The following is a 21,879-nucleotide window of genomic DNA, read 5'->3' on the forward strand; positions in this document are numbered from 1 at the left end:
ATCAGAACGCCGCAGCCAGTTGCCAGGCGGCGGTGACCCCCGCGACCGCCAGCGGGGGCACCGTCGCCGAGGCTTCGGCGAGCGAACGAAGCAGGAGGACGACACTGCGCTCTCCCAGCCCGGCCAGGTGCGCGATCCCGTCGCCGTATGCGTAGGCGAACGGAGCAGGCAGCGCGCCCTCGCGGCGGCGGGATCGGCTGAGCCAGTACTCGGGAAGCAGGAGCAGTGCCGCGGTCAGGGAAACGCAGCTGCGGGCTGGCTCCACGAGAATCTTCAGCACGGCCGGGAGGACGAATCGGACGGCTAGGCAGACGGCGGCGATGACGAGTGCCGAGGTGCCGAGTCCGTGGAGGAACGCTGCTCCCATCAGGTGCCGTCCTGGTCGGCGGCGGCCAGGTGCGGTGCTTCGCCGTTCTGCTGCGGCTCGAACGGCAGCTGCCGAGCGGCATCGTCGCCGGTCAGCACCCGTTTGACGATCGTCTCCATCCACTGCAGCGCCACCCGGACGTGGTCGTCGAGCTGCCAGCGGTCCAGCGCGTCCGATTCGACGAGTTCGTTGATGAACTTGAGCACGTCCTTGCGGTAGGTGTCCCGTTCCGCGATCAGCGCCTGGATCACCGGTTCGACGTTCCGCGGGTTCTGGGCCAGCTGCAGCGCGAACTGGTCGATGTCGCCGTTCTCGATGAGCTTCTTGAACGCACGCACCTCGGCTTCGAGCCGCACGTTGCGTTCGGTCTGCGCGTCCATGCGAAGCCGGACGTGGACGGTCGTCGAGATGCCGTACCTGCTCTGGAACCGGTCGGAGTCGAAGGCCGAGTTGACCGCTTTCTCAGCGGTTTCGACGTCGGTGGCGGCCAGTGCCCGGCTCGCCTGCCGGAGTTCGGCCAGCAGTTGCGGGACCAGCGGCTTGCGGAGGTCGCGGATTCCCTCCGCCACCACCTTCTCCGGGTCCTCGACCTTCCACTGCACATCCACCTCGGTGCGGAAGACGAACGCGTCGCCGGAACTGGGGAGGGTGATGTCCAAGGTGAGGTTGCGCAGCGAAAGATCGACGTCGTAGACCGACCGGTACCCGCCCCACACCAGCTCCCCGGTCGTCGGCTGTGCAGGCCAGGTGAAGGACGCGAGGCTGCCGTCGCCTTTCACGAACACCCGCGCGACCCACGGCCGGTGGACCGCCCGTTTCCGGGCGAAACCGAGCCGGCTGACCCGCTCCGCGCCGGTGATCGGCGCGTAGGCGGAACTCGGCAGGGTCCGGACCGTCGGGGCGTGGTTCTCCGCGGCCGCTTCGAGCCAGCCGGAATCCGGTGCCGGAGGAGCGCTTTTCGCCGGGACATCCTGCTTTTCGGTCATGCCGCCACCCTCGTTCGTTCACTCGCGTCGATCTCCGTGTTCAACCGCGCCGCGACGTCCGGGCGGAGTGGATCCGCCCAGTCGCCGAGCAACCGTCCGATCAGGTATTTCAGCCGCTGAGCGTCTCCCTCGCGGGTCACCAGGCGGCCCATGAATTCGGCGAGCACGTCGAGCAGCGTCGCGTCGCTTTCCGCTGAGCGGACCCATCGGGCCAGCAGGACCCTGGTCAGGAAGTCGCTCTCGCGGGACCGCAAGGCTTTTCCGAGCAGTTCGGCGACCCGCCGGGCGAGGTCGGCGTTCTGCGCGCACAACGCGGGCAGCAGCGGCCATCGCTCCGAGCCGGGCGGCAGCGCCGGGCGGTCGTCCCCGAGCGAAACCGCCAAGTGGTCGAGTTCGTAGGCGTAGAAGTTCGCGAGATGCTCGACGCTGATCAGGGCGAGCCGCCGGAGGCTGCTGCGCCCGCTGGCCAGCCAGATCCGGAGATGGTCGAGCACTTCCGCGACCATCCCGAACGCGAACAGCTTGGCCACGCTGTAGCCCGCGGTCCAGACGATCTCCTCCTCGCCGCCCGAGGCGAACGGCCGGGCACGTTCCGAAGGCGTGCCCAGCACTCGAAGCTCCTCGAGCGCGGCTCCGATCCGCTTGCGCCCCAGTGCATAGCCGTACGCGATCGCGGCCGTTTGCCGTTGCTCCAAGGTTCCGTGGCGACGCCAGTGCCGGAGCCGTTCGAGGACCGCGGGTTCTACGCTTTCGTCGCGCGCGGCCTGGTCCAGCGCGATGGCCGCCGAACGGCGCCGGACGGACTTCCAGCCGAACTCCTCGCCGGATTCGGAGTCCGGCGCGATCATTTTCGTGAACACGTCGACGAAATCGAGCCTGCCGAGATAGCCGACGACTTGCGCGGCGCGGACCCACACCATCGTCCGGCTGTCTTTGCCGAGTTCCTGGAGCCAGGGGCCGAGGGCGTTCCGCAGCCGGTGGTGGTGCTGCCAGACGTGGTTGAGGACCGCTTTCGGATAGCGCGGATCCTCGAACTCCAGCATTTCCATGGGGATCAGCTCGTGCCGGAAGGTCGCGCTGCCTTCGACGATCTTCGCGCGCAGCGCGGGCAGCCTGCTTGCCGGATCGTCCGCGAACAGCGACAGGTCCTCGTGCGGCTTGTCCTTCGGATCCTCCCCGCCGGCGGAGAAGCGGCGGCTCAACAGGTCGGCAGCTTCGGCCACCAGGGAGTAGGGCGTTCCGTTGAGCACCGCCAGCGCGATCCGGAAGGCGGCGAGGCGCAGCGCTTCCTTCAGTTCGGTGCCCGGCCCGAGCCCGGCCAGGTCGCCGAACCATTCGGCGACCTGGATGTCCACGGCCTGCCTGCCGCCCTCTCGCACCTCTTCCTCGGGGATGGCCCCCCGCGCGTGCCGGGCGAGCAGCCTCGCCATCCAGACCGATTCGGAGGGGGTCGGAGACGGCCCGAGCGCGGTCGAGACCCAGGTCTTCCGGCACAGCCGGAGCAGCTTTTCTTCGCGGCCGGCCGGATCGTCGGAAACGATCTCGTGCCGGATGTGGTTCCGGAGGAGGGCGGCGGAATCCGGTGCCGGGCAGTCGACGGCATACCCGCCGAACGAGCGGGCGTGCCGCGGATCTCCGGCGGCGACCAGCACGCAGAAGGACCGGGATTCACCGAGTTTGCTCCGGAGCTGGTCGAGGATCGCCTCGGTCAGTCCACCGCTCACCCTGGCGGGCAACTCCACCAGGTAGCCGGCATCGTTCTTCGCGAAGCTGCCGTTGGTGAGTGACTTCGCGGTCTTGCCGCATTCCCACCGGAAAACGCGGCTTGGGGCGAGTTCGTCGAGCAGATGCAGCGCGGTGGTGACCCGGCCCGTCCCCGGCTGGCCGCGCAACAGCAGCACGCGCCGTTTTTCCAGCGTTTCGCGCAGGTCCCGGTAAGGCCCCACGACGACATACCGTTGCCTGACCCAGCGGAGCAACTCCTCCGGCACCTCGCCGACGGTGTGAGCGACCTTCTGCCCGACGACGATCTCGTAGCGGTCGCCGACGTGCATGTCGCGGATCGAGGCTTTTCCGATATTCGAGGTCGGTCCGCTCCGCGCGTGATCCGGCTCGAGGAATTTCTCTCCGGCGAAGAGAGCGTCGTTCACCTCTCGCCCGTTCTCGTTCGAGAGGTGTTTCTCGTCGTCTGACCCGGTATTCGGCGTTTCCGGGGACGGCGGCTTCTCGGCGGCGGGCGGTTTGGCTGGTTCGGGAGCGGGCTGGGGCGCGGGCTTGTCGTCGGTCATGCCATCCGCCCGTCCCGGTAGACGTTCCCGGTGATGTGATCGCCGTGGATGGTGGCTTGGCCGATGTTGGACACTGGTCCGTGATGCGGCGCGGACGCTGGTGCCCACGCGGGCGTCGGGGCCGGCCGGTCCGGGCGCGGCTCCGGCGGGAGGGAATAGCCGGGCACGCGGAGCCACGATTCCGGCTCCGTGCCAACGCGACGGAAGCTTTCGGGAGCCACCATCCGGGCCGACGACCCGGCGACGAAGCGCCGGTGCACCTCGCCGGACACGATCAACACCGGGGGTGCGTCGGCGGCGCCAGCGAAGATCGCCGCGGCCGCCTGGCTGGCCGCCAGCTGACGCGCGGCCGCGACGTCGCTGTCGATGCCGATGGACATCGCGGGGCATCCGGCCTCGGCGAGCGCTCGCGTCAAGTGGTCCACCCACACCCCGAGGACGCGGCTGCCGGTGTCCGGTGCCGACAGTGGCACGACGAAGTCGTTGTCCCAGTTGGAGATCTTCTCGACAGCGGAGATCCCGGCGGCGTCGAAGGAAGCGAGTGCCGCGCGGCCGACCGAATCCGCGAGCGCGGCGGGAAGGTCGGGTCGCCGCACGCACACGGCGAGCGTTTCGGGGCCGGTCAAGCTGGACAGCTGTTCGGCGCTGGTGCCGGGGACCCGGATCCACGCTGCGGCCCGGAATCCTTTGCCCGGCATGTCGACGAGGACTTCGGTGAAGTCCTCGGGGTACAGGTCGGTGAGGCATTGCCGGACCGAACCGTGGTAGATGGACTCCGACACGACCTGCACCAGGTTCGCCTCGGGAACGGCGTCCAGCGCGGCCCGGACCGGATCCGAGTTGAGGAGCCTGCCCACGTGGACGGCGCCGTCGGCGGCGTAGCCGCAGGCAGCGGGCACCACCCCGCCGTGGTGGATCGCCAGCCGCAGCCGGAGCCGGGTGTCCGCGCGCCGAACGTGGTTGAAGCGCGCCAGCCAGGCGTTCAGTTCGCGGACGAAGGGGTCGACGAGGGCGAGTTCGGCCCCGTTGTCGCGGACGATGGCGAGGAAACCGTCGCCGGCGTCTTGCCGCTCCCAGCTCGCCGGATCGAGGCCGCTCGCCTGCCCGGCCGCGTTTACCGCGTCGACGAGCGCCTCCTGCAGTTCTGCCTGCTGACGCCCGTCGCGGCCGCCGTAGCGCCACGCGTCCGCGGCGACGAACAGCACCCTGGAGAATTCCTTGTGGTCCGGCACCCTGTCCTCCCTTGACCGCCCAGCGAGCCAGTCCCCGTGACTCTGAGTTCTCAACTGTGCGGTACTTCGGGGTCGCAGACCCCGTATTGAGACGGGTTCTGGCGCTCGGGTACTCCGAACCGGGTCAGCCGGGCGAGATCGCCGACTACGATCCGTCGGGATCTCCGCCGGACCAGACCGGATCGGCGCAGTCGCCGCAACGCCTTCTCGCACGTGGTGAGCGCGACCCCGGCCAGCGACGCGATTTCGGGCTGCGTCAAGGCCGCCTGCAGTTCCCAGCCGTCCTGGGTCCGGACTCCGTGCGCGGCGGCGATTTCGGCGAGGGCCTGGCCGACCCGCTCCGACGCCGGGCAGGCGACGAAGTCCGCCCGGCGCGCGTCGGCGGCGCGCAGCTGCGCGTTCAGCCGTCCGGCCATGGCGGCCCAGCCGTCCGGGTTCCGGTGGAAGAAATCGAGCAGCTGAGCGCCGCTGATCGACTTCGCGAGAGCGGGGGTGCAGGTCACCACGTTCGCCGGATGCCTGCGTTCGAGCAGTTCGCCGAGCAGGTCCCCGCGCCCGCGCAAAGCCAGGACCACCGGTCTGCCGGATTCCGTGTGGACGACGACCTTCGTCAGCCCGTCGAGCAGCAGGAGGACGCGGTGGCTTTCCTCGCCCTGGCGGAAGACCTGGTGCCGGGCGCGGTAAGTCACGGTCGTGCCGAGATCGAGGACGCCCTCCCGGATCCGGGCAGGCAGCCGGCCGAACAGGCTGTCGGCGGGCCAGGACTGTTCGTTCAGCGCTGCTCCTTCGCCGCGCCGGCCGGGCACTCGGCCCGGCCGGATGCCGGTCAACGTCTCCACCGTGGTCCGTGCGCGCCGGCCCGCACCCCGTCGCGGGACGGGATTCGGCCGGGAAACCGGCGCACCGCGGAAACCCGCCGTACGACGGGGTTTCCGCTCCGGACGAACCGGATGATCGGGAAAACCGTGAGGAGTGCAACGATGCGACGTTCCACCAGGAAGGCGCCCGCGGGCCTGGCCGCGCGGACGGACGCGGAACTCGGCACCGTGCTGGCCACTGTTTCGTCGTTCCAGGGCGCGATCCAGCACGCCGACGACAAGGCGCGGACAGTGGCGGCAGTGCTCGCGATGATCACCGCGATGACGACTGCCCAGATCGGCTCGCTCAGCACCGCGCACCCGTTCGCGGTGCCGCGGTCCGCGGTGGCGGCCGTCTTGCTCTGCTTCGCGGCGGCCTACGTCTTTTCCTCGGTGCACCTGGTCAAGGCCATCTGGCCGCGGACGAGCGGACCGGGCCGCGACAACAGGTTCGCGTTCCCGAGCGTCGCCGCCGGCCTCGGCCCGCGTTCGGTGCGCGACCACCGTGCTCAGGCTGGCGAACTGGCCGCGCTGCTGGCGAAACTGGCGATGCGCAAGCACCGGCACGTCCGGGCCGCGCTGGCGGGGACGTGCGTGCTGCTCGCGAGCGGCCCGGGCGTGTTGCTGCTGGCCGCGCTGGGATGACCCGCCGGTCAACCGTCGGCGAGAGCGGCGAGCCGGGACCGGTCGCGGATGCGCAGCCTGCGGTACCCGGTCTCGACAACGTTCTCCCGGCGAAGCTGCGCGAGCGCGCGATGGACGGTCGGCTCGGCGGCGCCGACGAGCGCCGCCAGCTCGGGCTGGGTCAGCGACACGCCGAGTTCGAGGTCGCCGCCCGCCGGGATCCCGTACGACGAGGACAGTTCGACCAGGACCCTGGCCAGCCGGATCCGCACCTCCCGGCTGCCGAAGTCGATGCGGCGGCGGGTCGCCCAGCGCAGTTTCGCGCCGACGCTGGTGGTCACGGCGAGCGCGGCCTCGGGGACCTGGCTGAGGAACCGGCGGAACTCGGCCTGGGAGAAGATCCGCGCCCGGACCTGCCCGGCCGTGATCACCGTCGCGGTCCTCGGCTGGCTGTCCATCGCGGCGAGTTCGCCGACCAGGTCGCCGCCGACCCGGATGGCGAGCAGCGCCAGTTGTCCCTCGGGCGTCGTGCCGGTGACCTTCACGCAGCCGTCCAGCAGAAGGCAGACGTGCGTGGTCGGTTCGCCCTCCCGGACGATCACGGTTTCGGCGGCGAACTCCCGCGCGGTGCCGAGTTCCAGGAAGGCCGCCCGCGCCCTCGGCTGCAGCCCCGCGAGGAAGCTTCCGTCCGGGAACCGGAGATCTGGCTCGCGCACCGTGTTACCCCCTCGCCCCAAGCGGATCCTATGGCGCGAGAGGGACGGAACCAAGCGGAGTTCACCCCAGCCGCTGGCTGAGGAAGAGAGCGGCCCGGTCGAGGGCTTGGCCCGCTTCGTCCAGAGTGTCGGTGAAGGACTGGAAGACGTGCGGGACGCCGGCGGTGACGTCGAGGATCACGTCGACGTCGGCGTCTCGCGCGCGCTCCGCCAGCCGGACTGAATCGTCCAGCAGGACCTCGTTCGTGCCGACCTGCAGCAGGATGGGCGGGAAACCGGTCAGGTCGGCGTGCACGGCCGGGGCGAGCAGTGGCTGGGCGGGATCGGCTCCGGCGAGGTACAGATCTCCGGTGTGGCCCATGCCTTCCCTGGTGAAGAAGGGATCGACGCCCTCTTTGGTCGCCATGGTCGTCCCAGTCCGGGTGTGGTCGAGACCGGGCGAGAACGCGACGATCCCGGCGGGCATCGGCACTCCCGCGTCGCGCGCGGCCAGGCAGGTGGTGACGCTGAGGCCGCCGCCCGCGGAATCGCCGGCGAAGACGATCGAGGACGGGTCGGTGTCTTCCAGCAGGGCGCGGTAGGCGGCGAGGCAGTCCTCGATCGCGGCTGGGAACGGGTGCTCAGGCGCGAGCCGGTAGTCCAGCGAGAGCGCGCGGATTCCCGTGCGCAGGACCAGATTCGCGGTCAGCCCCATCGCGGTGTGCGGCGATCCCAGCGAGAACGATCCGCCGTGGAAGTACAGGATCGTGCCCGGCCGCGGCTCGGTCGGCGGCTCGACGAGGACGGCAGGCCGCCCGGCGAGCGTGGCCGGAGTCTGCCGCGCTTCGGCCGGGACCGGGAACTGGCTCATCATCGCGGCGAAACCGGCCCGCATCTTCTCGACCGGCAACGGCGCGAAGCCCTGCGGCTCCCGTCGCAGCAGTTTGTCGATCGCGCGGCGCTGTTCCTGGCTCATCTGCTCTCTCCTTCTTCGGAAGTATCTTCCGAGGCATGTAATGGTAGACTACATGCCGTGGCAGGTACTTCGGCGAACGAGCAGCTCTTCGACCATCTGGTGCGCGCCGAGACCCGGCTCTACAACGCGGTGGGCGAGCGGCTCAAGGCCGAACACGGGATCGTCGCGTCGCAGTTCGAGTTCCTGCGGTACCTGGAGCGGCATCCGCGGTCGCGGGTCGCGGACCTCGCGGTGCACTTCGCGGTGGGGATCGGGGCGACGAGCAAGGGCATCGACCGGCTCGAAACGCGCGGATGGGTGCGGCGGGCGCCGAATCCCGAGGACCGGCGGTCGTCGCTGGTCGAGCTGACCCCGCCGGGCCGGGACCTGGCCGCGGCGGCGGGGGAGACATTTCGCGCGGAGCTTGCGGCGCTGATCGGTTCGGCGCTCGGGGAGGAGCAGGCCGCGGCGGTCATTCCGGTGCTCGCGGCGCTTCGGGGGGCGTTGGAGGAGCGGAACGCGGGGCTTCCGGCGGGGTAGTGCGGGGTGCTCGGTGGGCCCGGTGTCGTGGGTGGCCCGCGCTGGGGGAGCGGGGCAGCGGGTTGGTGCGCGGCATGTCCCCTGTTCCTGGGACATTGAAGGAGCGGAACACGGGGTGCCGGAAAATGCCGCACTGGCCGGACGCGGAACCCCAGCGGAGTCCCGCGCCCGGCCCGCTCCCGGGTCAGCGCCCGGTCAGATCTTCCCGGCCGCCTCCGCGATGTCGGACGCGAACGTGCTCACCTCGGTGTACACGCCGGGCGCGTGGGCACGGGCGCAGCCGTCGCCCCAGCTGACGATGCCCACCTGGATCCATTCGCCCGCTTCGTCGCGGCGGAACATCGGGCCGCCGGAGTCGCCCTGGCAGGTGTCGACGCCGCCGGTGTCGAGCTTGCCCGCGCAGAGTTCCGCGTCCGGCTTCAGTTCGCCGTAGCTGCCGCCCTGGGACTGGCAGGTCTGGTCGTCCACGAACGGGACTTCCGCCTTCAGCAGGTACCGCTGCTGCGCGCCGCCTTCCTGGGCCGCGCCCCAGCCGGCGATGGTGAACGTGCCGGAGTTGTTGTCGGCGTTCTTCGCGATCGGCAGCGTCGGGATGCCGCTCACCGGGCTCGCCAGCTTGATCAGCGCCCAGTCGCCGCCGGTCGAGTCGTACGTCGGGGACCGGTACACGTAGGTCGAGCGCACCTTTTTGGCGCTCGAGCTCTGCAGGTCGACCACGCCGAGCGTCGCGGTGATCGACGAGTCCGACCCGGTGCGGTCGACGCAGTGCGCGGCGGTCAGCACGAGCTGATCGGTGTACAGCGCGCCGCCGCAGCCCATCGAAAGCCGGACCATCCACGGGAATTCCCCCTGGCTGGCGCGAGTTCCGCCGACGACCTGAGTCTCCGGGCCCGAGGGCGGCTCCGACGCGGCGGCGGGCGCCGCCAGCCCGGCGGTGGCCGCGAGTGCCGCCGCGCCTGCCAGGACTCGCGTGAGCATGCTAAAGTTTCGCTTGTCGGCCAAGGGGATTGTCCTTCCGGTGTCCACTGTGGAGCGTGCGCTCCCTGGAGCGGGGGAGGGGGTGCTGCGGTGACGAACCGACTACACCAGAGCAGCGGTAAGTGGACAACCAACTTTCTTCGGATCTTTCGGATTCTTCACCGGATCCGGCAGATTCAGCCCGGCGCGACGATGGGAAAAGCAGTCCTGACCTGGGGATGCGTGCTGATCGCGGCAATCGGGTGAGAGCTGCGCGAGGGGGACTTTCGCGCACTGATGCACGAATTGCCGTGCCGGAGAACAAAACCCCGTCGGTCAGCGCGCGATCCCTCGGCGGCGCACCGCGTACGCGGCCGCCCCGAACCCCAGCACCAGGCATCCGCTGACCACCGACGCGACCGGCAAACTGAAGGCCAGCACCGCACACCCCGCCAACCCGCCGGCCGCGACCACCTTCGGCGCGGCCCCTTCGTCCCGGCGCAGCGTCAGCGCGGCAGCGTTGGCCACCGCGTAATACCCCAGCACCGCGAACGACGAAAACCCGATCGCACCACGCAAATCCGTCGTCGTGGCCAGCACCGCGACGACCACTCCGACCGCGAGTTCGGCCCGGTGCGGCACCGAGAACCGAGGATGCACCGCGGTCAGAAACCGCGGCAGATGCCCGTCCCGCGCCATCGCGAGCGTCGTCCGCGAAACGCCGAGCACCAACGCCAGCAACGATCCCAGCGCGGCCACCACCGCACCGGCCCGAACCGCCGTCGACAGCCCCGGCACGGCGGAAGCGAGCGGATCGGGGCTCGCGCCGATCCCGTCCGGTCCCAACGTCACCAGCAGTACCACCGCCACCACGGCGTACACCACGAGGGTCAGTCCCAAAGCGATCGGGATCGCCCGCGGAATCGTGCGCGCCGGGTCGCGGACTTCCTCGCCGAGAGTAGCCAGCCGGGCGTAACCCGCGAAGGCGAAAAACAGCAGTCCGGCCGCTTCGAGCACTCCGCCGCCGCGGAATGGCGTCCACGCCGAAACGTGCTCGCCGGAAAGGCCGAAAATCGCGACCAGGGTAAGGACCAGCAGGGTGATACAAACGATCACGCGGGTAGCCAAAGCGGACCGGTGCACGCCGAGATAGTTCACTCCGGTGACCAAACCGATCACGCCCACTGCGAGCAGGCTCCGCCAAGGCTGGCCAAGTCCGGGAGCGGCGTACGCGACGACGGTCAGCGTCATCGCCGCACAGCTGGCCGTTTTCCCGACGACAAAGCCCCACCCCGCGATGTATCCCCAAAATTCACCGAGCCGAGCGCGCCCGTACACATAAGTGCCACCGGATTCCGGATGCAACGCGGCGAGCCGGGCCGAAGAAGTCGCATTGCAGTAGGCAACTAACGCGGCGACCGCGAGAGCGGGCAGCAATCCTGAACCCGCGGCACGCGCAGCCGGGGCGAAGGCGGCGAAAACGCCAGCGCCGATCATCGAACCTAGTCCGATGAAAACAGCGTCGGCGAGGCCTAGCCGGCGAGCCAAAGGCATTGCGGGGTCCCTCCCGTGGGGCTTAGTTCGCGAGACAGCGAACCACGAGCCGTGCGTCTGGCATAGGCTCGGGTCTCGTGCCCACGTACTCGCCGCTGTCCCGCCTGTCCGCCGACGGACCGGTCCGCGACGGCATCCCGGATCACGGCCGCGTGCCGCGCTACTACGCCGTGAAGGTCGAGCTGCTGGCCGTCATCGCCGAACTCGGCGAAGGAAGCGCACTGCCCACGGAACGCGAGTTGTGCGAACGGTTCGAGGTGTCTCGCGCGACAGTCCGGCAGGCGGTCGGCGAACTGGTCCTCGAAGGCAGGCTGTCGCGAAGGCAGGGGAGCGGCACGTACGTCGCGCCGCCGAAGCTGGTCCAGCCGCTCGCGCTCGTCAGCTACACCGAAGGCCTGCGCCGCCAGGGCATCCGGCCGGGCCGCACGCTCATCACGTTCGAACGCCGTGCCGCGGGCACCGGATTGGCCGCCGACCTGGGGATCGAACCGGCCGCCGAGGTGCTCCACCTGGAACGCGTGCTGCTCGCCGACGACGAGCGCGTCGGCCTCGAATCGACCTTCCTCCGCGCCGACAAGTTCCCCACGCTGCCCGAGGATTTCGACCCGGAGCAGTCGCTGTACGCGTACCTGCGCGACGAGCTGGGCGTGGTTTTCGACGGGGCCGAGGAACGCGTTGAGACCGTGCTCGCGACGCCCCGGGAAGCGCTGCTCATCGGCACGAACCCGGCGCTGCCGATGCTGCTGATGCACCGCGTGTCGTGGGGCCCGGACGGCGAGCCGTTCGAGCGCGTCCGGTCGCTTTACCGCGGCGACCGGCTGAGTTTCGTCACCAGACTGAGCCGCGTCGAGTAGCTGTCACATTCCGTGCCGCCGGCTCGTTCCCCCAGCATCGAACGGAGGGAACGAGACATGGAGATCGCACTGTGGATCGCTCAGGCGGCACTGGCTTTGCTTTTCGCCTTGTCCGGCGTGCTGAAGTCGACGATGTCGCGGGAACGGCTGATCGAGTCCGGGCAAACCGGGGTGGCCGCGTATCCGATGCCGGTCGTGCGTTTCGCCGCGATCTGCGAACTCGTCGCGGTAGTCGGCCTGATCCTGCCCCGGCTGACGGGGATCGCGCCGGCGCTCACCGGGTGGGCGGCGGTTGGCTTGGCGGTGGTGATGGTCGGCGCGATGGCGGGGCACTGGCGGCTGGCTGTCACCGAGCACCGGACGGCGGAGTACCGCAACGTCGCGGCGAATGTCGTGATCCTGGCGGTATGCGTGTTCGTCGCCGCGGGCCGGTTGTGAAGATAACGGAACGGTAACTCATCCGGTCCAATATTCGAGGCTGCTTCACCTGGCGTTCCCCGGGCCGACAGGCTCCGTTGAGCGCGGGCGGCGACTGTTGCGGCCGTGCGAATCCTCATCGTTGGCGGCGGCGTGCTCGGCACCCAGCACGCCTGGCAGGCCGTGGAACGCGGTCACGAAGTCCTTCAGCTCGAACGTGAGCCGGAGGCGCGCGGAGCGTCCGTCCGCAACTTCGGGCTCGTCTGGGTCGGCGGTCGCGCCGCCGGTCCCGAGCTGGAGACGGCGGTGCGCGCCCGGGAGCTGTGGGAGCGGATCGGCGAACGCGTGCCCGCGCTGGGCTTCCGGCCCAACGGCTCGCTCACCGTCGTCCGCACGGACGCCGAGCTGGCCGTCGCGCAGCAGGTCGTCGCAGGTCCGGACGCGGCCGAGCGCGGTTTCAAACTCCTCGACGCGCAGGAGACCCGTGCGCTGAACCCCGCGCTGCGCGGCAACTTCACCGGCGCGCTGTGGTGCGAACGCGACGCGGCGGTCGAGCCGCGGACCGCGCAGCCCGCTCTCCGCGAAGCGCTCAAAGCGAGCGGCCGGTACCGCTGGCTGCCGGGCCGCGAGGTGCGGAACCTGACGGAGAACGGCGTGGTCGACGACCATGGCGAGCGGCACGAGGGCGACGTCGTGGTGTTCTGCACCGGCGCGTGGCTCGGCGGGCTGGTCCGCGAGATCGCGGGCGAGATCCCGGTGCGGCGGGTCCGGCTGCAGATGGCGCAGACCGAACCGCTGGACGAACCGTTGCCCACCAGCGTCGCGGACGGCGACAGTTTCCGCTACTACCCGGCCTACCGCGGCACCGCGCTCGACGCGATGAACGAAGGCCAGCCGCAGGGCGAAACCGCCGCGCGGAACGCGATGCAGCTGTTGATGGTGCAGCGCCGCGACGGTTCGCTCACGATCGGCGACACGCACGAGTACGCGCAGCCGTTCTCCTTCGACGTCACTGAAGACCCGTACGAACACCTCGCCGAAGTCGCGGGCGCGCTCCTCGGCCGTCCGCTGCCGAAGATCCGCCGCCGCTGGGCCGGCGTGTACGCGCAGGCAACCGACCAAACCGCGGTGGTGCACCGGGAACGGTTGTCCGGCAACGCTTTCCTCGTCACCGGCCCAGGCGGCCGGGGGATGACCTGCTCGCCCGCAATCGCCGAAGACACCGCAAAGGAGCTGGGCTGGTGACCACCGAACTCGTCGTGCTCGACATGGCCGGAACCACCGTCGCGGACGACGGACTGGTCGAGCGTGCGTTCACCGCGGCGATTGCTGCCGCCGGAGTGTCCGAAGAGGACGAACGATACGCCGGAATGCTCGGCTACGTCCGGGAAACCATGGGCCAGTCGAAGATCACCGTGTTCCGCGCGCTGCTCGGCGACGAAGACCTCGCCCAGCGTGCGAACGCCGAATTCGAAGGCTCGTACGGACGTCTGGTCGCGGCAGGGGAGTGCAGGCCGATCCCCGGTGCCGAGGAAACCATCCGCGGCCTGCGGGAGAAGGGCATCCGGGTCGCGTTGACCACCGGCTTCGCGCCCACGACGCAGCGCGCGCTGCTGGACGCGCTCGGCTGGCACGACCTCGCCGACCTCGCGCTCGCTCCCGGCGACGGCGTGCGCGGCCGTCCTTACCCCGACCTGATCCTCGCTGTCGCACTGAAACTGCAGGTCACCGACGTCCGCAACATCGCGGTGGTCGGCGACACCCCCACCGATGTCCGCACCGGTCTCGCCGCCGGCGCCGGAATCGCCGCCGGAGTGCTCACCGGTGCCAGCAACCGCGCCGACCTGGAAGCAGCAGGCGCGACCCACGTTCTCGACTCCGTCTCCGCCCTCCCCGCCGTACTCGAAGGAGCCACCCAGTCATGAGAATCCGGAAAGCGGCCGTCGTCGCTCTCGCCGCGACCCTCACCGGCCTGCTGTCCGCCTGCGGCGGCACGGCGGGCGGCGCGTCCGGCGACCAGACCGTCACCGTCTACACCGCGGACGGCCTCGAAGACTGGTACACCGCCCGGTTCGCCGAGTTCAAGCAGCAGACCGGCATCACGGTCCAGGCAGTGACCGCCGGTTCCGCCGAGGTCGTTTCGCGCGTGGGCAAGGAAAAGGCCAACACCCAGGCCGACGTCCTCGTGACGCTCCCGCCGTTCGTGCAGCAGGCGGCCAAGGAAGGCCTGCTCGCCGCCTCTACGCCGAAGGGCGCCGACCAGGTTCCGGCCGCGCAGAAGGACCCGCAGGGCCGCTACTACGCGCTGATGAACAACTACCTCAGCTTCATCTACAACCCGCAGCAGGCGAACCCGGCCCCGAAGAGCTGGAACGACCTGCTCGACCCGAAGTACAAGGGCAAGCTCCAGTACTCGACGCCGGGCGAGGCGGGCGACGGCACCGCGGTGCTGCTGCAGGCCCAGCACGTTTTCGGCGACCAGGGCGCGCTCGAGTACCTCGGCAAGCTGCAGGCGAACAACGTCGGGCCGTCGTCGTCCACCGGCAAACTGCAGCCGAAGGTCGCGAAGGGCGAGGTGCTCGTCGCCAACGGGGACCTGCAGATGAACCTCGCCGAGATCGACAAGAGCGGCGGGTTCTCAGTGTTCTTCCCGGCCGACGCGCAGGGGAAACGCTCCACCTTCGCGCTGCCGTACTTCGCCGGTCTGGTCAACAACGCGCCGCACTCGGACAACGCGCGCAAGCTGCTCGACTTCCTGTTCTCGCCGGAAACCCAGGCGAAAGCCAGCGACGCGTACGGCATCCCGGCGCGCTCCGACGTCAAGCCGCAGGGCCCGAAGGCGGAGAAGATCACTGCCGCGATGTCCGGAGTGGACATCTGGACCCCGGACTGGAACGCCGTCCTCGGCCGTCTCGACGCCGACCTCGCCGCGTACCGGAAGGCCACCGGGCAGTGACTCCGGCAGTAGAGTTCCGCGGCGTATCCGTCCACTTCGGAGCGACGCAAGCGCTTGCCCCGCTGGATCTTTCCGTGGCGCGCGGCGAAACGCTGGCGTTGCTCGGTCCGTCCGGCTCCGGCAAGTCGACCGCGCTCAAGGCGCTCGCCGGGTTCCTCCGGCCGAGCGCCGGGCGGGTGCTGCTCGACGGCCAGGACGTCACCGTCCTGCCGCCGCACCGACGTGGTCTCGGCGTGGTGGTGCAGAGTTACGCGCTCTTCCCACACCAGCGGGTCGCCGACAATGTCGCGTTTGGACTGAAGGCACGGAAGATGCGCCGCGCGGACGTGACGCGGCGCGTCGGCGAGGTGCTGGAACTGGTCGGGATGAGCGAGTACGCGCGCCGGTATCCCCGTGAGCTGTCCGGCGGGCAGCAGCAGCGGGTCGCGCTGGCGCGGGCGCTCGCGATACGGCCCAACGTGCTGCTGCTCGACGAGCCACTGTCCGCTTTGGACGCCGCGTTGCGCGAGGACATGGTCGCCGAACTGCTGCGGCTGCGCGCCGAACTGCCGGACACCACGCTGATCTACGTCACTCACGACCAGAGCGAAGCCCTCGCGCTCGCCGACCGGATCGCGGTGCTGCGCGACTCCCGGCTCGTCGAGCTCGGCCCGTGCGAACAGCTTTACCGCCGCCCGGCCACCGAGTTCACCGCGAGCTTCCTCGGCGCGGCGAACCTCATCCCGGTCGAGCTGGTGCGCGCGGACGGAACGGTCGCGACGGTCCGGCTGGCCGGTCGCGAGCTGTCCGCCGAACCGTCCGGCACGCTCCAGCCGGAACGACCGGTGGCGCTCGGCGTGCGGCCGCACCGGATCTCGGTCGGCGAACCCGGGCCGGGCACCTTCCCGGCGCTCGTCCGCGGCGTGCAGTGGCGCGGTTCCGGCTACCGGCTCGACCTGAGGCTCACCGACGAGGTCTGCGACATCCGCGCCGAAGTGCCGGACAGCCCGGTGCTGCCCGCCGTCGGCGACCGCGTCGGAGTGTCCATTCCGGACGGTTGCCCGCTGGTGGGAGTCGGCGGATGACCGGCCTCGCCCTCGGCACCGCCGCGGTCGCCCCGGCTCGCCGCCGCATGCGGCCCCGCCGGTACCGGATCGGCTGGCTGCTCCTGCCCGCGATCGTGGTCGCCGGCTTCTTCGGCTACCCGCTGGTGCTGGTGATCCTGCAGTCGTTCACCGCGCAGGACGGCAGTTTCGGGCTGTCGGTGTGGACGCAGGTGCTGTCGTCGCCGGAATTCGGCCGCGCGGTGTGGCAGACGGTGTTGCTGGCCTTGGGTTCCACCGCCGGCTGCGTGCTGCTCGGCGGATTTCTCGCGCTGGTGGTCGCGTTCGTCCCGTTTCCCGGGGCGACGCTGCTGGCCCGGCTGGTGGACACGGTGCTGGCGTTCCCGTCGTTCCTCATCGCCCTGGCGTTCACGTTCCTGTACGGGGGTGCGGGAATCTTTGGCACCGCTGGCTTTCTGTACTCGCCATGGGGCGTGCTGCTGGCCGAAATCACCTTCTACACGCCGTTCGTGATGCGCCCCGCGCTTGCCGCGTTCAGCCAAGTCCCGTCGGCACAACTGGAAGTGGCGGCGAGCCTCGGCGCGCGGCCGGGCCGGGTGCTGTGGCGGGTCGTGCTGCCGGAGGCGTTGCCGTCGCTCGCGTCCGGCGCGTGCCTGGTGCTGCTGTTGACCATGAACGAGTTCGGCATCGTGCTGTTCCTCGGCGCCAAGGGTGTCTCGACGTTGCCGATGCTGGTGTACGGCAAGGGAATCGTCACGTTCGACTTCCCGGCGGCTTCGGTGGTCGCGGTGGTGAACGTGGTGCTGTCGCTGGCGCTCTACGCGGTTTACCGGCGAGTGGTCGGGAGAGGAGGCCGTCGTGCTGCTGTGGACGCGGCGTAGCCGGTTGCTGGTGTGGCTGGTGTTCGGCGTGGTGTTCCTCGGGGTGGTAGCCGCGCCGCTGGTGATGATCGTGCTGGCGTCGTTCGCCGGAAGCTGGACGGGCGTGCTGCCCAGCGGGCTCACCGGGGCGCATTACGCCGAGGCGCTGTCCGGCGAGACGTTTGCGAGCCTGTCGGTGAGCGTGCAGACCGGGGTGATCACGTCGCTGGTCGCGGTGCTGATCGGGACCTGGGCCGCGCTCGCCGTCGACCACGCGCCGCCGCGGCTGCGCCGGATCGCGGATTCGCTGTTCCACCTGCCGATCGCGGTGCCGTCGGTGGTGCTGGGGCTGGCGTTGCTGATCGCGTTCAGCCGTCCGCCGATCGCCTTCAACGGCACGCGCTGGATCGTGCTGGCCGGGCACCTGATGATCCTGCTGCCGTTCGCGTACAGCACGGTTTCCGCCGCGCTGCAACGCGTTGACCCGCTGCTCGCACAGGCCGCGGCGAGTCTCGGCGCGCGTCCGCTGCGGGTGCTGCTGCGAGTCCGGTTGCCGGTGCTGCTGCCCGCGATGTCGGCTTCGGCCGGTTTGGCGCTGGCGATGTCGATGGGCGAATTGGGCGCGACGATGATGCTGTACCCGCCGGACTGGCGGACGCTCCCGGCGACCATTTTCTCCCTGACGGACCGCGGGCAGGTGTTCCTCGCGTCGGCGAGCACGGTGCTGTTGCTGGTGGTGACGCTGGCCGGGGTGGTGCTGCTGGGGCTGGTGCGCGGAAAGGCTTCGGCCCGGTGAAAGAGTTTTTCGCCTGCGGATGCAACCTCCGGGGCCTTGATTCCGTCCGCGATGCATGCGGACTACCGGGAAAATCGTGGGAGCGAGCGCGCTGCTGCTGACGGTCGCGGCGTGCGGGGGCAAGGGAACCCCGGTCGCGCCGGGTTCCTCCAGCCCGGTGCCAGTTACGTCGCCGCCGTCGTCCTCGGTGTCGGTCGCGCCGCCGCCGGCGTCCGGGCCGCCGAAGAGCCGCCCGACGCAGGGCGTGCCGCCAGGGGACACCGCGCCCGCTCCGGGTCAGGTCAACGCTTCGGCGCTGCCGCCGGAGTATCCGCACGACGTCACGCTCGCGGAGGGCGGCTCGGTCGTCGTGATCCAGGCCGAAGAAGGCGGATGCAACAAGCTCAGCGCGAAGGCGGGGGAGCAGACGGCCGCCCAGGTCGTCGTGCTGGTGACGATCACCAAACCGCCGCACGGGCAGATGTGCCCGTTGCACATCCGGGAGATTTCGCTGCCGGTCCGCCTCGCCGCGCCGCTCGGCGGACGGGAATTGGTCTTGCGGCCCGGTCCGTGAAGATCGGGTGCAACCCCCGGGGGAGGCAGTTCCGTCTAGGGATCATGAGGTACTCGACGAAGCTGATCGGAACGACACGACTGGCGGGCGCGGCACTGGTGCTCACGATGGCGGCCGCGTGCGGCAGCCCGACGAGCATGGCGAACGCACCAGCGTCCGGGACCGAGACCGCGCCGCCGAGCGGCAGCGCAAGCACCTCGACCTCGGTGCCGCCGCCGGGCAAACCCCAGTTCGACCCTCCGCAAGGGGCGGCCCGGGTGCCGGACAACCGGGTGGACGGGGCTGCGTTGCCCAAGACGTTCCCGAAGGAGGTTTATTCGGACAACGGGGGGACGGTTTTGGTGGTCCGGGCTGAGGAAGGCGGCTGCGGGCATGCGCTGGGGGAGGCGGTTGAGCAGACTCCGCAGAAGGTGGTCGTTGATTTGAGCGAGACCAAGGCGCAGACCGGGCAGATGTGCACGATGGATTTGCGGCATCCGGTGATTTCGGTGGCGCTGGGGGCGCCGCTGGGGGAGCGGACTGTGGTGTTGAAGCAGTCTCCGCCTCGGTGACGTCGTCGCCGGACGACTTCGTCGGGGGGCCGTTCGGCGACTGGCTGGTCGCGGTTTCGCTCGGGGGTGTTGCCGGTGGGCACCCCTCAGCCTGATTGTGACTACGGCGCGGGGGTGCTTGTCAAGGCGGGAAAGATGCCTTGACAAGCACCCCCGCGCCGTGTTTTTGGCTTCGTATCGGGGTTGGGGGAGGGCTGGGTGTCTTGGCGGGGTGGGTGCGCTGGTGCGGGTGGGTCCACAGTGGACGCGCGTGCGAGGGGGTCGTGAGTGGCAATGCCGGTTAGAACCGGGATTGCCACTCACGACTGGTGTGGCGCCCTAGGCTCTGGCGCATGGGAACTCGCCAGGTTTCGCGCAGTGCCGTCGTCGCCGCCGCGCCGGAGCGGATTTTCGCCCTGCTCGCCGATCCGGCTCAGCATCCGCTCATCGACGGGTCCGGCACGGTGCGGGCCAGTCGCGGGGCGGCGCCGGGGCGGTTGTCGCTCGGGGCGCGGTTCGGGATGGAGATGCGGATGGGCGCGCCCTACCGGATCGAGAACACCGTGGTCGAATTCGAGGAGAACCGGTTGATCGCCTGGCGGCACTTCTCCGGGCACCGGTGGCGCTGGCGGCTCGAGCCGACGGCGGACGGGCGCACCGAGGTCACCGAGACGTTCGACTGGTCCACCGCGCGGTCGCCGCTCGCGATCCGGTTGCTGGGCTTTCCGAAGCGCAACGCCGAGGCCATCGAGAAGACTCTCGCCCGGCTGGGCGGGATGTTTCCCGGCTGACCCCGGCGTCGCGAAGAAAATCAGCGGAAGCTGATCTGCAGGACCGGTTCGCTGGTTTCGGAGAAGAAGTCGTTGCCCTTGTCGTCGATGACGATGAACGCGGGGAACTCTTCGACCTCGATTTTCCAGACCGCTTCCATGCCGAGCTCGGCGTATTCGAGGACGTCGACCTTCTTGATGCAGTCCTTGGCCAGCCGCGCGGCCGGGCCGCCGATCGAACCCAGGTAGAAGCCGCCGTGTTCCTTGCACGCGGCGGTGACCTGCTTCGAGCGGTTGCCCTTCGCCAGCATCACGAGCGAGCCGCCCGCTGTCTGGAACTGGGCGACGTACGAGTCCATCCGGCCGGCGGTGGTCGGGCCGAACGAGCCGGACGCGTAGCCGTCGGGGGTCTTCGCCGGGCCCGCGTAGTACACCGGGTGGTCGCGGAGGTACTGCGGCATTTCCTCGCCGGCGTCGAGACGTTCGGCGATCTTGGCGTGCGCGATGTCGCGGGCCACGACCAGCGGGCCGGTCAGCGACAGCCGCGTCTTCACCGGCAGTTGCGCCAGCTGCGCGCGGATCTCGTCCATCGGCTGGTTCAGGTCGACCGACACGACCTCGTCGGAAAGGTCGTCCTCGGTGACGTCCGGGAGGAAGCGGGCCGGGTCGCGTTCGAGCTGTTCGATGAACACGCCCTCGCCGGTGATTTTCGCCTTCGCCTGGCGGTCGGCCGAGCACGAGACGGCGACGCCGACCGGGCAGCTCGCGCCGTGCCGGGGGAGGCGGATCACGCGGACGTCGTGGCAGAAGTACTTGCCGCCGAACTGCGCGCCGATGCCGAACTGGCGCGTCATCTCCAGCACCTGCTGCTCGAGGTCGCGGTCGCGGAACGCGTGGCCCAGTTCGGAACCCTCGGCGGGCAGGTTGTCCAGATAGCGCGCGGAGGCGAGCTTCGCGACCTTGAGGTTGAACTCGGCCGACATGCCGCCGACGACGATCGCCAGGTGGTACGGCGGGCACGCCGCGGTGCCCAGGCTGCGCAGCTTCTCGTCCAGGAACCGGGCGAGCCGCTTCGGGTTCAGGACCGCCTTGGTCTCCTGGTACAGGAACGTTTTGTTGGCGCTGCCGCCGCCCTTGGCCATGAAGAGGAACTCGTACGACGGGTCCGTCGCGTCGCTGTCTTTGTGGTACAGCTCGACCTGCGCCGGCAGGTTCGTGCCCGTGTTGCGCTCTTCCCAGAAATTGAGCGGGGCCATCTGCGAATACCGCAGGTTCAGCTGCTGGTAGGCGTCGAAAATGCCCTGCGAGAGCGCGCGCTCGTCGTCGCCGCCGGACAGCACGCCCTCGGTCCGCTTGCCGATGACGATCGCGGTGCCGGTGTCCTGGCACATCGGCAGCACGCCGCCGGCCGAGATGGCCGCGTTGCGCAGCAGGTCCATCGCGACGAACCGGTCGTTGCCGCTGGCTTCGGGGTCGTCGACGATCGCGCGCAGCTGCTGCAGGTGTGACGTACGCAACAGGTGCTGGATGTCGGTGATCGCCGTGCGCGCCAGCGTGGTCAGCGCCTCCGGATCGACCTTCAGAAACTTCCGCCCGGCGGCCTCGACGGTCTCGACGCCGTCGGCGGTGACCAGCCGGTATTCGGTGGTGGTGTCCTTGCCGAGCGGCAGGACTTCGGTGTGCTGGAACGTGGTGGGCGGCACAGCGAGGCTCCTTTGCCCTGATCGGGATTGGCTCACGGTACTCAGCGAGTCCCGGCCGGTCGCACGGGTGCGCGGACGCTGTGGGGCAGCCCACGCCCGCGGTGCTTTCCGCGGGATCCCGGCAGGCATGGTCGGGAGGCCGGGCCCACCCCGACGGACCCGACCTCCCGGGGAAAGCGGACCGGATGCGCACACACCCGCCCCGCGTGACTAACGAGGACCCCCGCCGGCGCGTTGACCGGACGCCGCACAGCGGGGGTCGCGAACGCTTGCTACCCACTGCCCAGAACCGCCAAACGCGAACGAGACGCGAATTCCACGATCGGGTGCGCGGAGTGGTGA

General features: G+C 70.0%; 23 protein-coding genes. 13 read left to right on the top strand and 10 right to left on the bottom strand.

The window, feature by feature from the left end:
• Position 1 precedes the first annotated feature (1 nt).
• Genes ACFSVL_RS42520 through ACFSVL_RS42540 form a run of 5 tightly spaced genes read right to left on the bottom strand, consistent with a single transcriptional unit; the run spans position 2 to position 5,712 of the window.
• Entirely contained in the window at positions 2-367 is a 366-nt protein-coding gene (locus ACFSVL_RS42520; RefSeq protein ID WP_378313138.1) for a hypothetical protein, read from the bottom strand.
• Positions 367-1,353, bottom strand: a complete 987-nt coding sequence (locus ACFSVL_RS42525) for a hypothetical protein (RefSeq protein ID WP_378313140.1) — start codon at positions 1,351-1,353, stop codon at positions 367-369. The genes ACFSVL_RS42520 and ACFSVL_RS42525 overlap by 1 nt, the downstream gene beginning before the upstream one ends.
• Positions 1,350-3,641, bottom strand: a complete 2,292-nt coding sequence (locus ACFSVL_RS42530) for a hypothetical protein (RefSeq protein WP_378313142.1) — start codon at positions 3,639-3,641, stop codon at positions 1,350-1,352. Before ACFSVL_RS42530 ends, ACFSVL_RS42525 begins: the two co-directional genes overlap by 4 nt.
• Entirely contained in the window at positions 3,638-4,873 is a 1,236-nt protein-coding gene (locus ACFSVL_RS42535; RefSeq protein ID WP_378313144.1) for a hypothetical protein, read from the bottom strand. The genes ACFSVL_RS42530 and ACFSVL_RS42535 overlap by 4 nt, the downstream gene beginning before the upstream one ends.
• Positions 4,874-4,923: 50 nt before the next feature.
• Complete coding sequence (locus ACFSVL_RS42540; protein WP_378313146.1) at positions 4,924-5,712, bottom strand: Crp/Fnr family transcriptional regulator; 789 nt, start codon at positions 5,710-5,712, stop codon at positions 4,924-4,926.
• A 141-nt stretch (positions 5,713-5,853) separates the two neighbouring features.
• On the opposite strand from ACFSVL_RS42540, the gene ACFSVL_RS42545 reads away from it, so the two are divergent.
• A complete protein-coding gene (locus ACFSVL_RS42545; protein WP_378313148.1) occupies positions 5,854-6,375 on the top strand; it encodes a hypothetical protein in 522 nt (173 codons plus the stop codon).
• 8 nt (positions 6,376-6,383) lie between these two features.
• On the opposite strand, the gene ACFSVL_RS42550 is transcribed toward ACFSVL_RS42545, so the two are convergent.
• Both ACFSVL_RS42550 and ACFSVL_RS42555 read right to left on the bottom strand, forming a co-directional pair.
• Entirely contained in the window at positions 6,384-7,070 is a 687-nt protein-coding gene (locus ACFSVL_RS42550; RefSeq protein WP_378313150.1) for a Crp/Fnr family transcriptional regulator, read from the bottom strand.
• 61 nt (positions 7,071-7,131) lie between these two features.
• Positions 7,132-8,025: an alpha/beta hydrolase gene (locus ACFSVL_RS42555; protein ID WP_378313152.1), complete on the bottom strand. Its 894-nt coding sequence runs from the start codon at positions 8,023-8,025 to the stop codon at positions 7,132-7,134.
• A 57-nt stretch (positions 8,026-8,082) separates the two neighbouring features.
• On the opposite strand from ACFSVL_RS42555, the gene ACFSVL_RS42560 reads away from it, so the two are divergent.
• Positions 8,083-8,544, top strand: coding sequence for a MarR family winged helix-turn-helix transcriptional regulator (locus ACFSVL_RS42560; protein ID WP_378313155.1), 462 nt, complete (start codon positions 8,083-8,085; stop codon positions 8,542-8,544).
• A 195-nt stretch (positions 8,545-8,739) separates the two neighbouring features.
• Here ACFSVL_RS42560 and ACFSVL_RS42565 read toward each other — a convergent pair whose 3' ends face one another.
• A complete protein-coding gene (locus ACFSVL_RS42565) occupies positions 8,740-9,522 on the bottom strand; it encodes a S1 family peptidase (RefSeq protein WP_378313156.1) in 783 nt (260 codons plus the stop codon).
• Positions 9,523-9,837: 315 nt separating this feature from the next.
• Entirely contained in the window at positions 9,838-11,055 is a 1,218-nt protein-coding gene (locus ACFSVL_RS42570) for an APC family permease (protein WP_378313157.1), read from the bottom strand.
• A gap of 77 nt (positions 11,056-11,132) precedes the next feature.
• Here ACFSVL_RS42570 and ACFSVL_RS42575 point away from each other — a divergent pair, with 77 nt between their 5' ends.
• The 11 genes from ACFSVL_RS42575 to ACFSVL_RS42625 all read left to right on the top strand — a co-directional run bounded on the left by ACFSVL_RS42575 (position 11,133) and on the right by ACFSVL_RS42625 (position 19,855).
• Positions 11,133-11,909: a GntR family transcriptional regulator gene (locus tag ACFSVL_RS42575; protein ID WP_378313159.1), complete on the top strand. Its 777-nt coding sequence runs from the start codon at positions 11,133-11,135 to the stop codon at positions 11,907-11,909.
• A gap of 57 nt (positions 11,910-11,966) precedes the next feature.
• Positions 11,967-12,347 carry a DoxX family protein gene (locus tag ACFSVL_RS42580; RefSeq protein WP_378313161.1) on the top strand — a complete coding sequence of 127 codons (381 nt, stop codon included), beginning with the start codon at positions 11,967-11,969 and terminating at the stop codon, positions 12,345-12,347.
• 105 nt (positions 12,348-12,452) lie between these two features.
• Positions 12,453-13,571, top strand: coding sequence for a TIGR03364 family FAD-dependent oxidoreductase (locus ACFSVL_RS42585; protein WP_378313163.1), 1,119 nt, complete (start codon positions 12,453-12,455; stop codon positions 13,569-13,571).
• Positions 13,565-14,251: a phosphonatase-like hydrolase gene (locus ACFSVL_RS42590; RefSeq protein WP_378313223.1), complete on the top strand. Its 687-nt coding sequence runs from the start codon at positions 13,565-13,567 to the stop codon at positions 14,249-14,251. Before ACFSVL_RS42585 ends, ACFSVL_RS42590 begins: the two co-directional genes overlap by 7 nt.
• Positions 14,248-15,282, top strand: coding sequence for a 2-aminoethylphosphonate ABC transporter substrate-binding protein (locus tag ACFSVL_RS42595; protein WP_378313165.1), 1,035 nt, complete (start codon positions 14,248-14,250; stop codon positions 15,280-15,282). Before ACFSVL_RS42590 ends, ACFSVL_RS42595 begins: the two co-directional genes overlap by 4 nt.
• Complete coding sequence (locus ACFSVL_RS42600; RefSeq protein WP_378313167.1) at positions 15,279-16,346, top strand: ABC transporter ATP-binding protein; 1,068 nt, start codon at positions 15,279-15,281, stop codon at positions 16,344-16,346. Before ACFSVL_RS42595 ends, ACFSVL_RS42600 begins: the two co-directional genes overlap by 4 nt.
• Positions 16,343-17,206: a 2-aminoethylphosphonate ABC transporter permease subunit gene (locus ACFSVL_RS42605; protein WP_378313169.1), complete on the top strand. Its 864-nt coding sequence runs from the start codon at positions 16,343-16,345 to the stop codon at positions 17,204-17,206. Before ACFSVL_RS42600 ends, ACFSVL_RS42605 begins: the two co-directional genes overlap by 4 nt.
• Complete coding sequence (locus tag ACFSVL_RS42610; RefSeq protein ID WP_378313171.1) at positions 17,184-17,981, top strand: ABC transporter permease; 798 nt, start codon at positions 17,184-17,186, stop codon at positions 17,979-17,981. Before ACFSVL_RS42605 ends, ACFSVL_RS42610 begins: the two co-directional genes overlap by 23 nt.
• Before the next feature lie 55 nt (positions 17,982-18,036).
• The gene (locus ACFSVL_RS42615) at positions 18,037-18,534 is read left to right on the top strand and encodes a hypothetical protein (protein ID WP_378313173.1); all 498 of its coding nucleotides are present in this window, start codon (positions 18,037-18,039) and stop codon (positions 18,532-18,534) included.
• A 44-nt stretch (positions 18,535-18,578) separates the two neighbouring features.
• Positions 18,579-19,085 (top strand): hypothetical protein, encoded by a 507-nt coding sequence (locus ACFSVL_RS42620; protein WP_378313175.1) that lies wholly within the window; start codon positions 18,579-18,581, stop codon positions 19,083-19,085.
• A gap of 332 nt (positions 19,086-19,417) precedes the next feature.
• Positions 19,418-19,855, top strand: a complete 438-nt coding sequence (locus ACFSVL_RS42625; RefSeq protein ID WP_378313177.1) for an SRPBCC family protein — start codon at positions 19,418-19,420, stop codon at positions 19,853-19,855.
• 20 nt (positions 19,856-19,875) lie between these two features.
• Here ACFSVL_RS42625 and ACFSVL_RS42630 read toward each other — a convergent pair whose 3' ends face one another.
• Positions 19,876-21,537, bottom strand: a complete 1,662-nt coding sequence (locus ACFSVL_RS42630) for a fumarate hydratase (RefSeq protein WP_378313179.1) — start codon at positions 21,535-21,537, stop codon at positions 19,876-19,878.
• Positions 21,538-21,879: the final 342 nt, after the last annotated feature.

It is taken from the genome of Amycolatopsis silviterrae (genome assembly GCF_042684085.1).
GTDB classification, from domain to species: Bacteria; Actinomycetota; Actinomycetes; order Mycobacteriales; family Pseudonocardiaceae; genus Amycolatopsis; species Amycolatopsis silviterrae.

Bases quoted from the DNA above. Each gene is read 5' to 3' on its own strand.
- ACFSVL_RS42520 (WP_378313138.1), bottom strand. From the start codon at position 367: ATGGGAGCAGCGTTCCTCCACGGACTCGGCACCTCGGCACTCGTCATC.
- ACFSVL_RS42525 (WP_378313140.1), bottom strand. From the start codon at position 1,353: ATGACCGAAAAGCAGGATGTCCCGGCGAAAAGCGCTCCTCCGGCACCG.
- ACFSVL_RS42530 (WP_378313142.1), bottom strand. From the start codon at position 3,641: ATGACCGACGACAAGCCCGCGCCCCAGCCCGCTCCCGAACCAGCCAAA.
- ACFSVL_RS42545 (WP_378313148.1), top strand. From the start codon at position 5,854: ATGCGACGTTCCACCAGGAAGGCGCCCGCGGGCCTGGCCGCGCGGACG.
- ACFSVL_RS42555 (WP_378313152.1), bottom strand. From the start codon at position 8,025: ATGAGCCAGGAACAGCGCCGCGCGATCGACAAACTGCTGCGACGGGAG.
- ACFSVL_RS42565 (WP_378313156.1), bottom strand. From the start codon at position 9,522: ATGCTCACGCGAGTCCTGGCAGGCGCGGCGGCACTCGCGGCCACCGCC.
- ACFSVL_RS42570 (WP_378313157.1), bottom strand. From the start codon at position 11,055: ATGCCTTTGGCTCGCCGGCTAGGCCTCGCCGACGCTGTTTTCATCGGA.
- ACFSVL_RS42580 (WP_378313161.1), top strand. From the start codon at position 11,967: ATGGAGATCGCACTGTGGATCGCTCAGGCGGCACTGGCTTTGCTTTTC.
- ACFSVL_RS42595 (WP_378313165.1), top strand. From the start codon at position 14,248: ATGAGAATCCGGAAAGCGGCCGTCGTCGCTCTCGCCGCGACCCTCACC.
- ACFSVL_RS42605 (WP_378313169.1), top strand. From the start codon at position 16,343: ATGACCGGCCTCGCCCTCGGCACCGCCGCGGTCGCCCCGGCTCGCCGC.
- ACFSVL_RS42615 (WP_378313173.1), top strand. From the start codon at position 18,037: ATGCGGACTACCGGGAAAATCGTGGGAGCGAGCGCGCTGCTGCTGACG.
- ACFSVL_RS42620 (WP_378313175.1), top strand. From the start codon at position 18,579: ATGAGGTACTCGACGAAGCTGATCGGAACGACACGACTGGCGGGCGCG.
- ACFSVL_RS42625 (WP_378313177.1), top strand. From the start codon at position 19,418: ATGGGAACTCGCCAGGTTTCGCGCAGTGCCGTCGTCGCCGCCGCGCCG.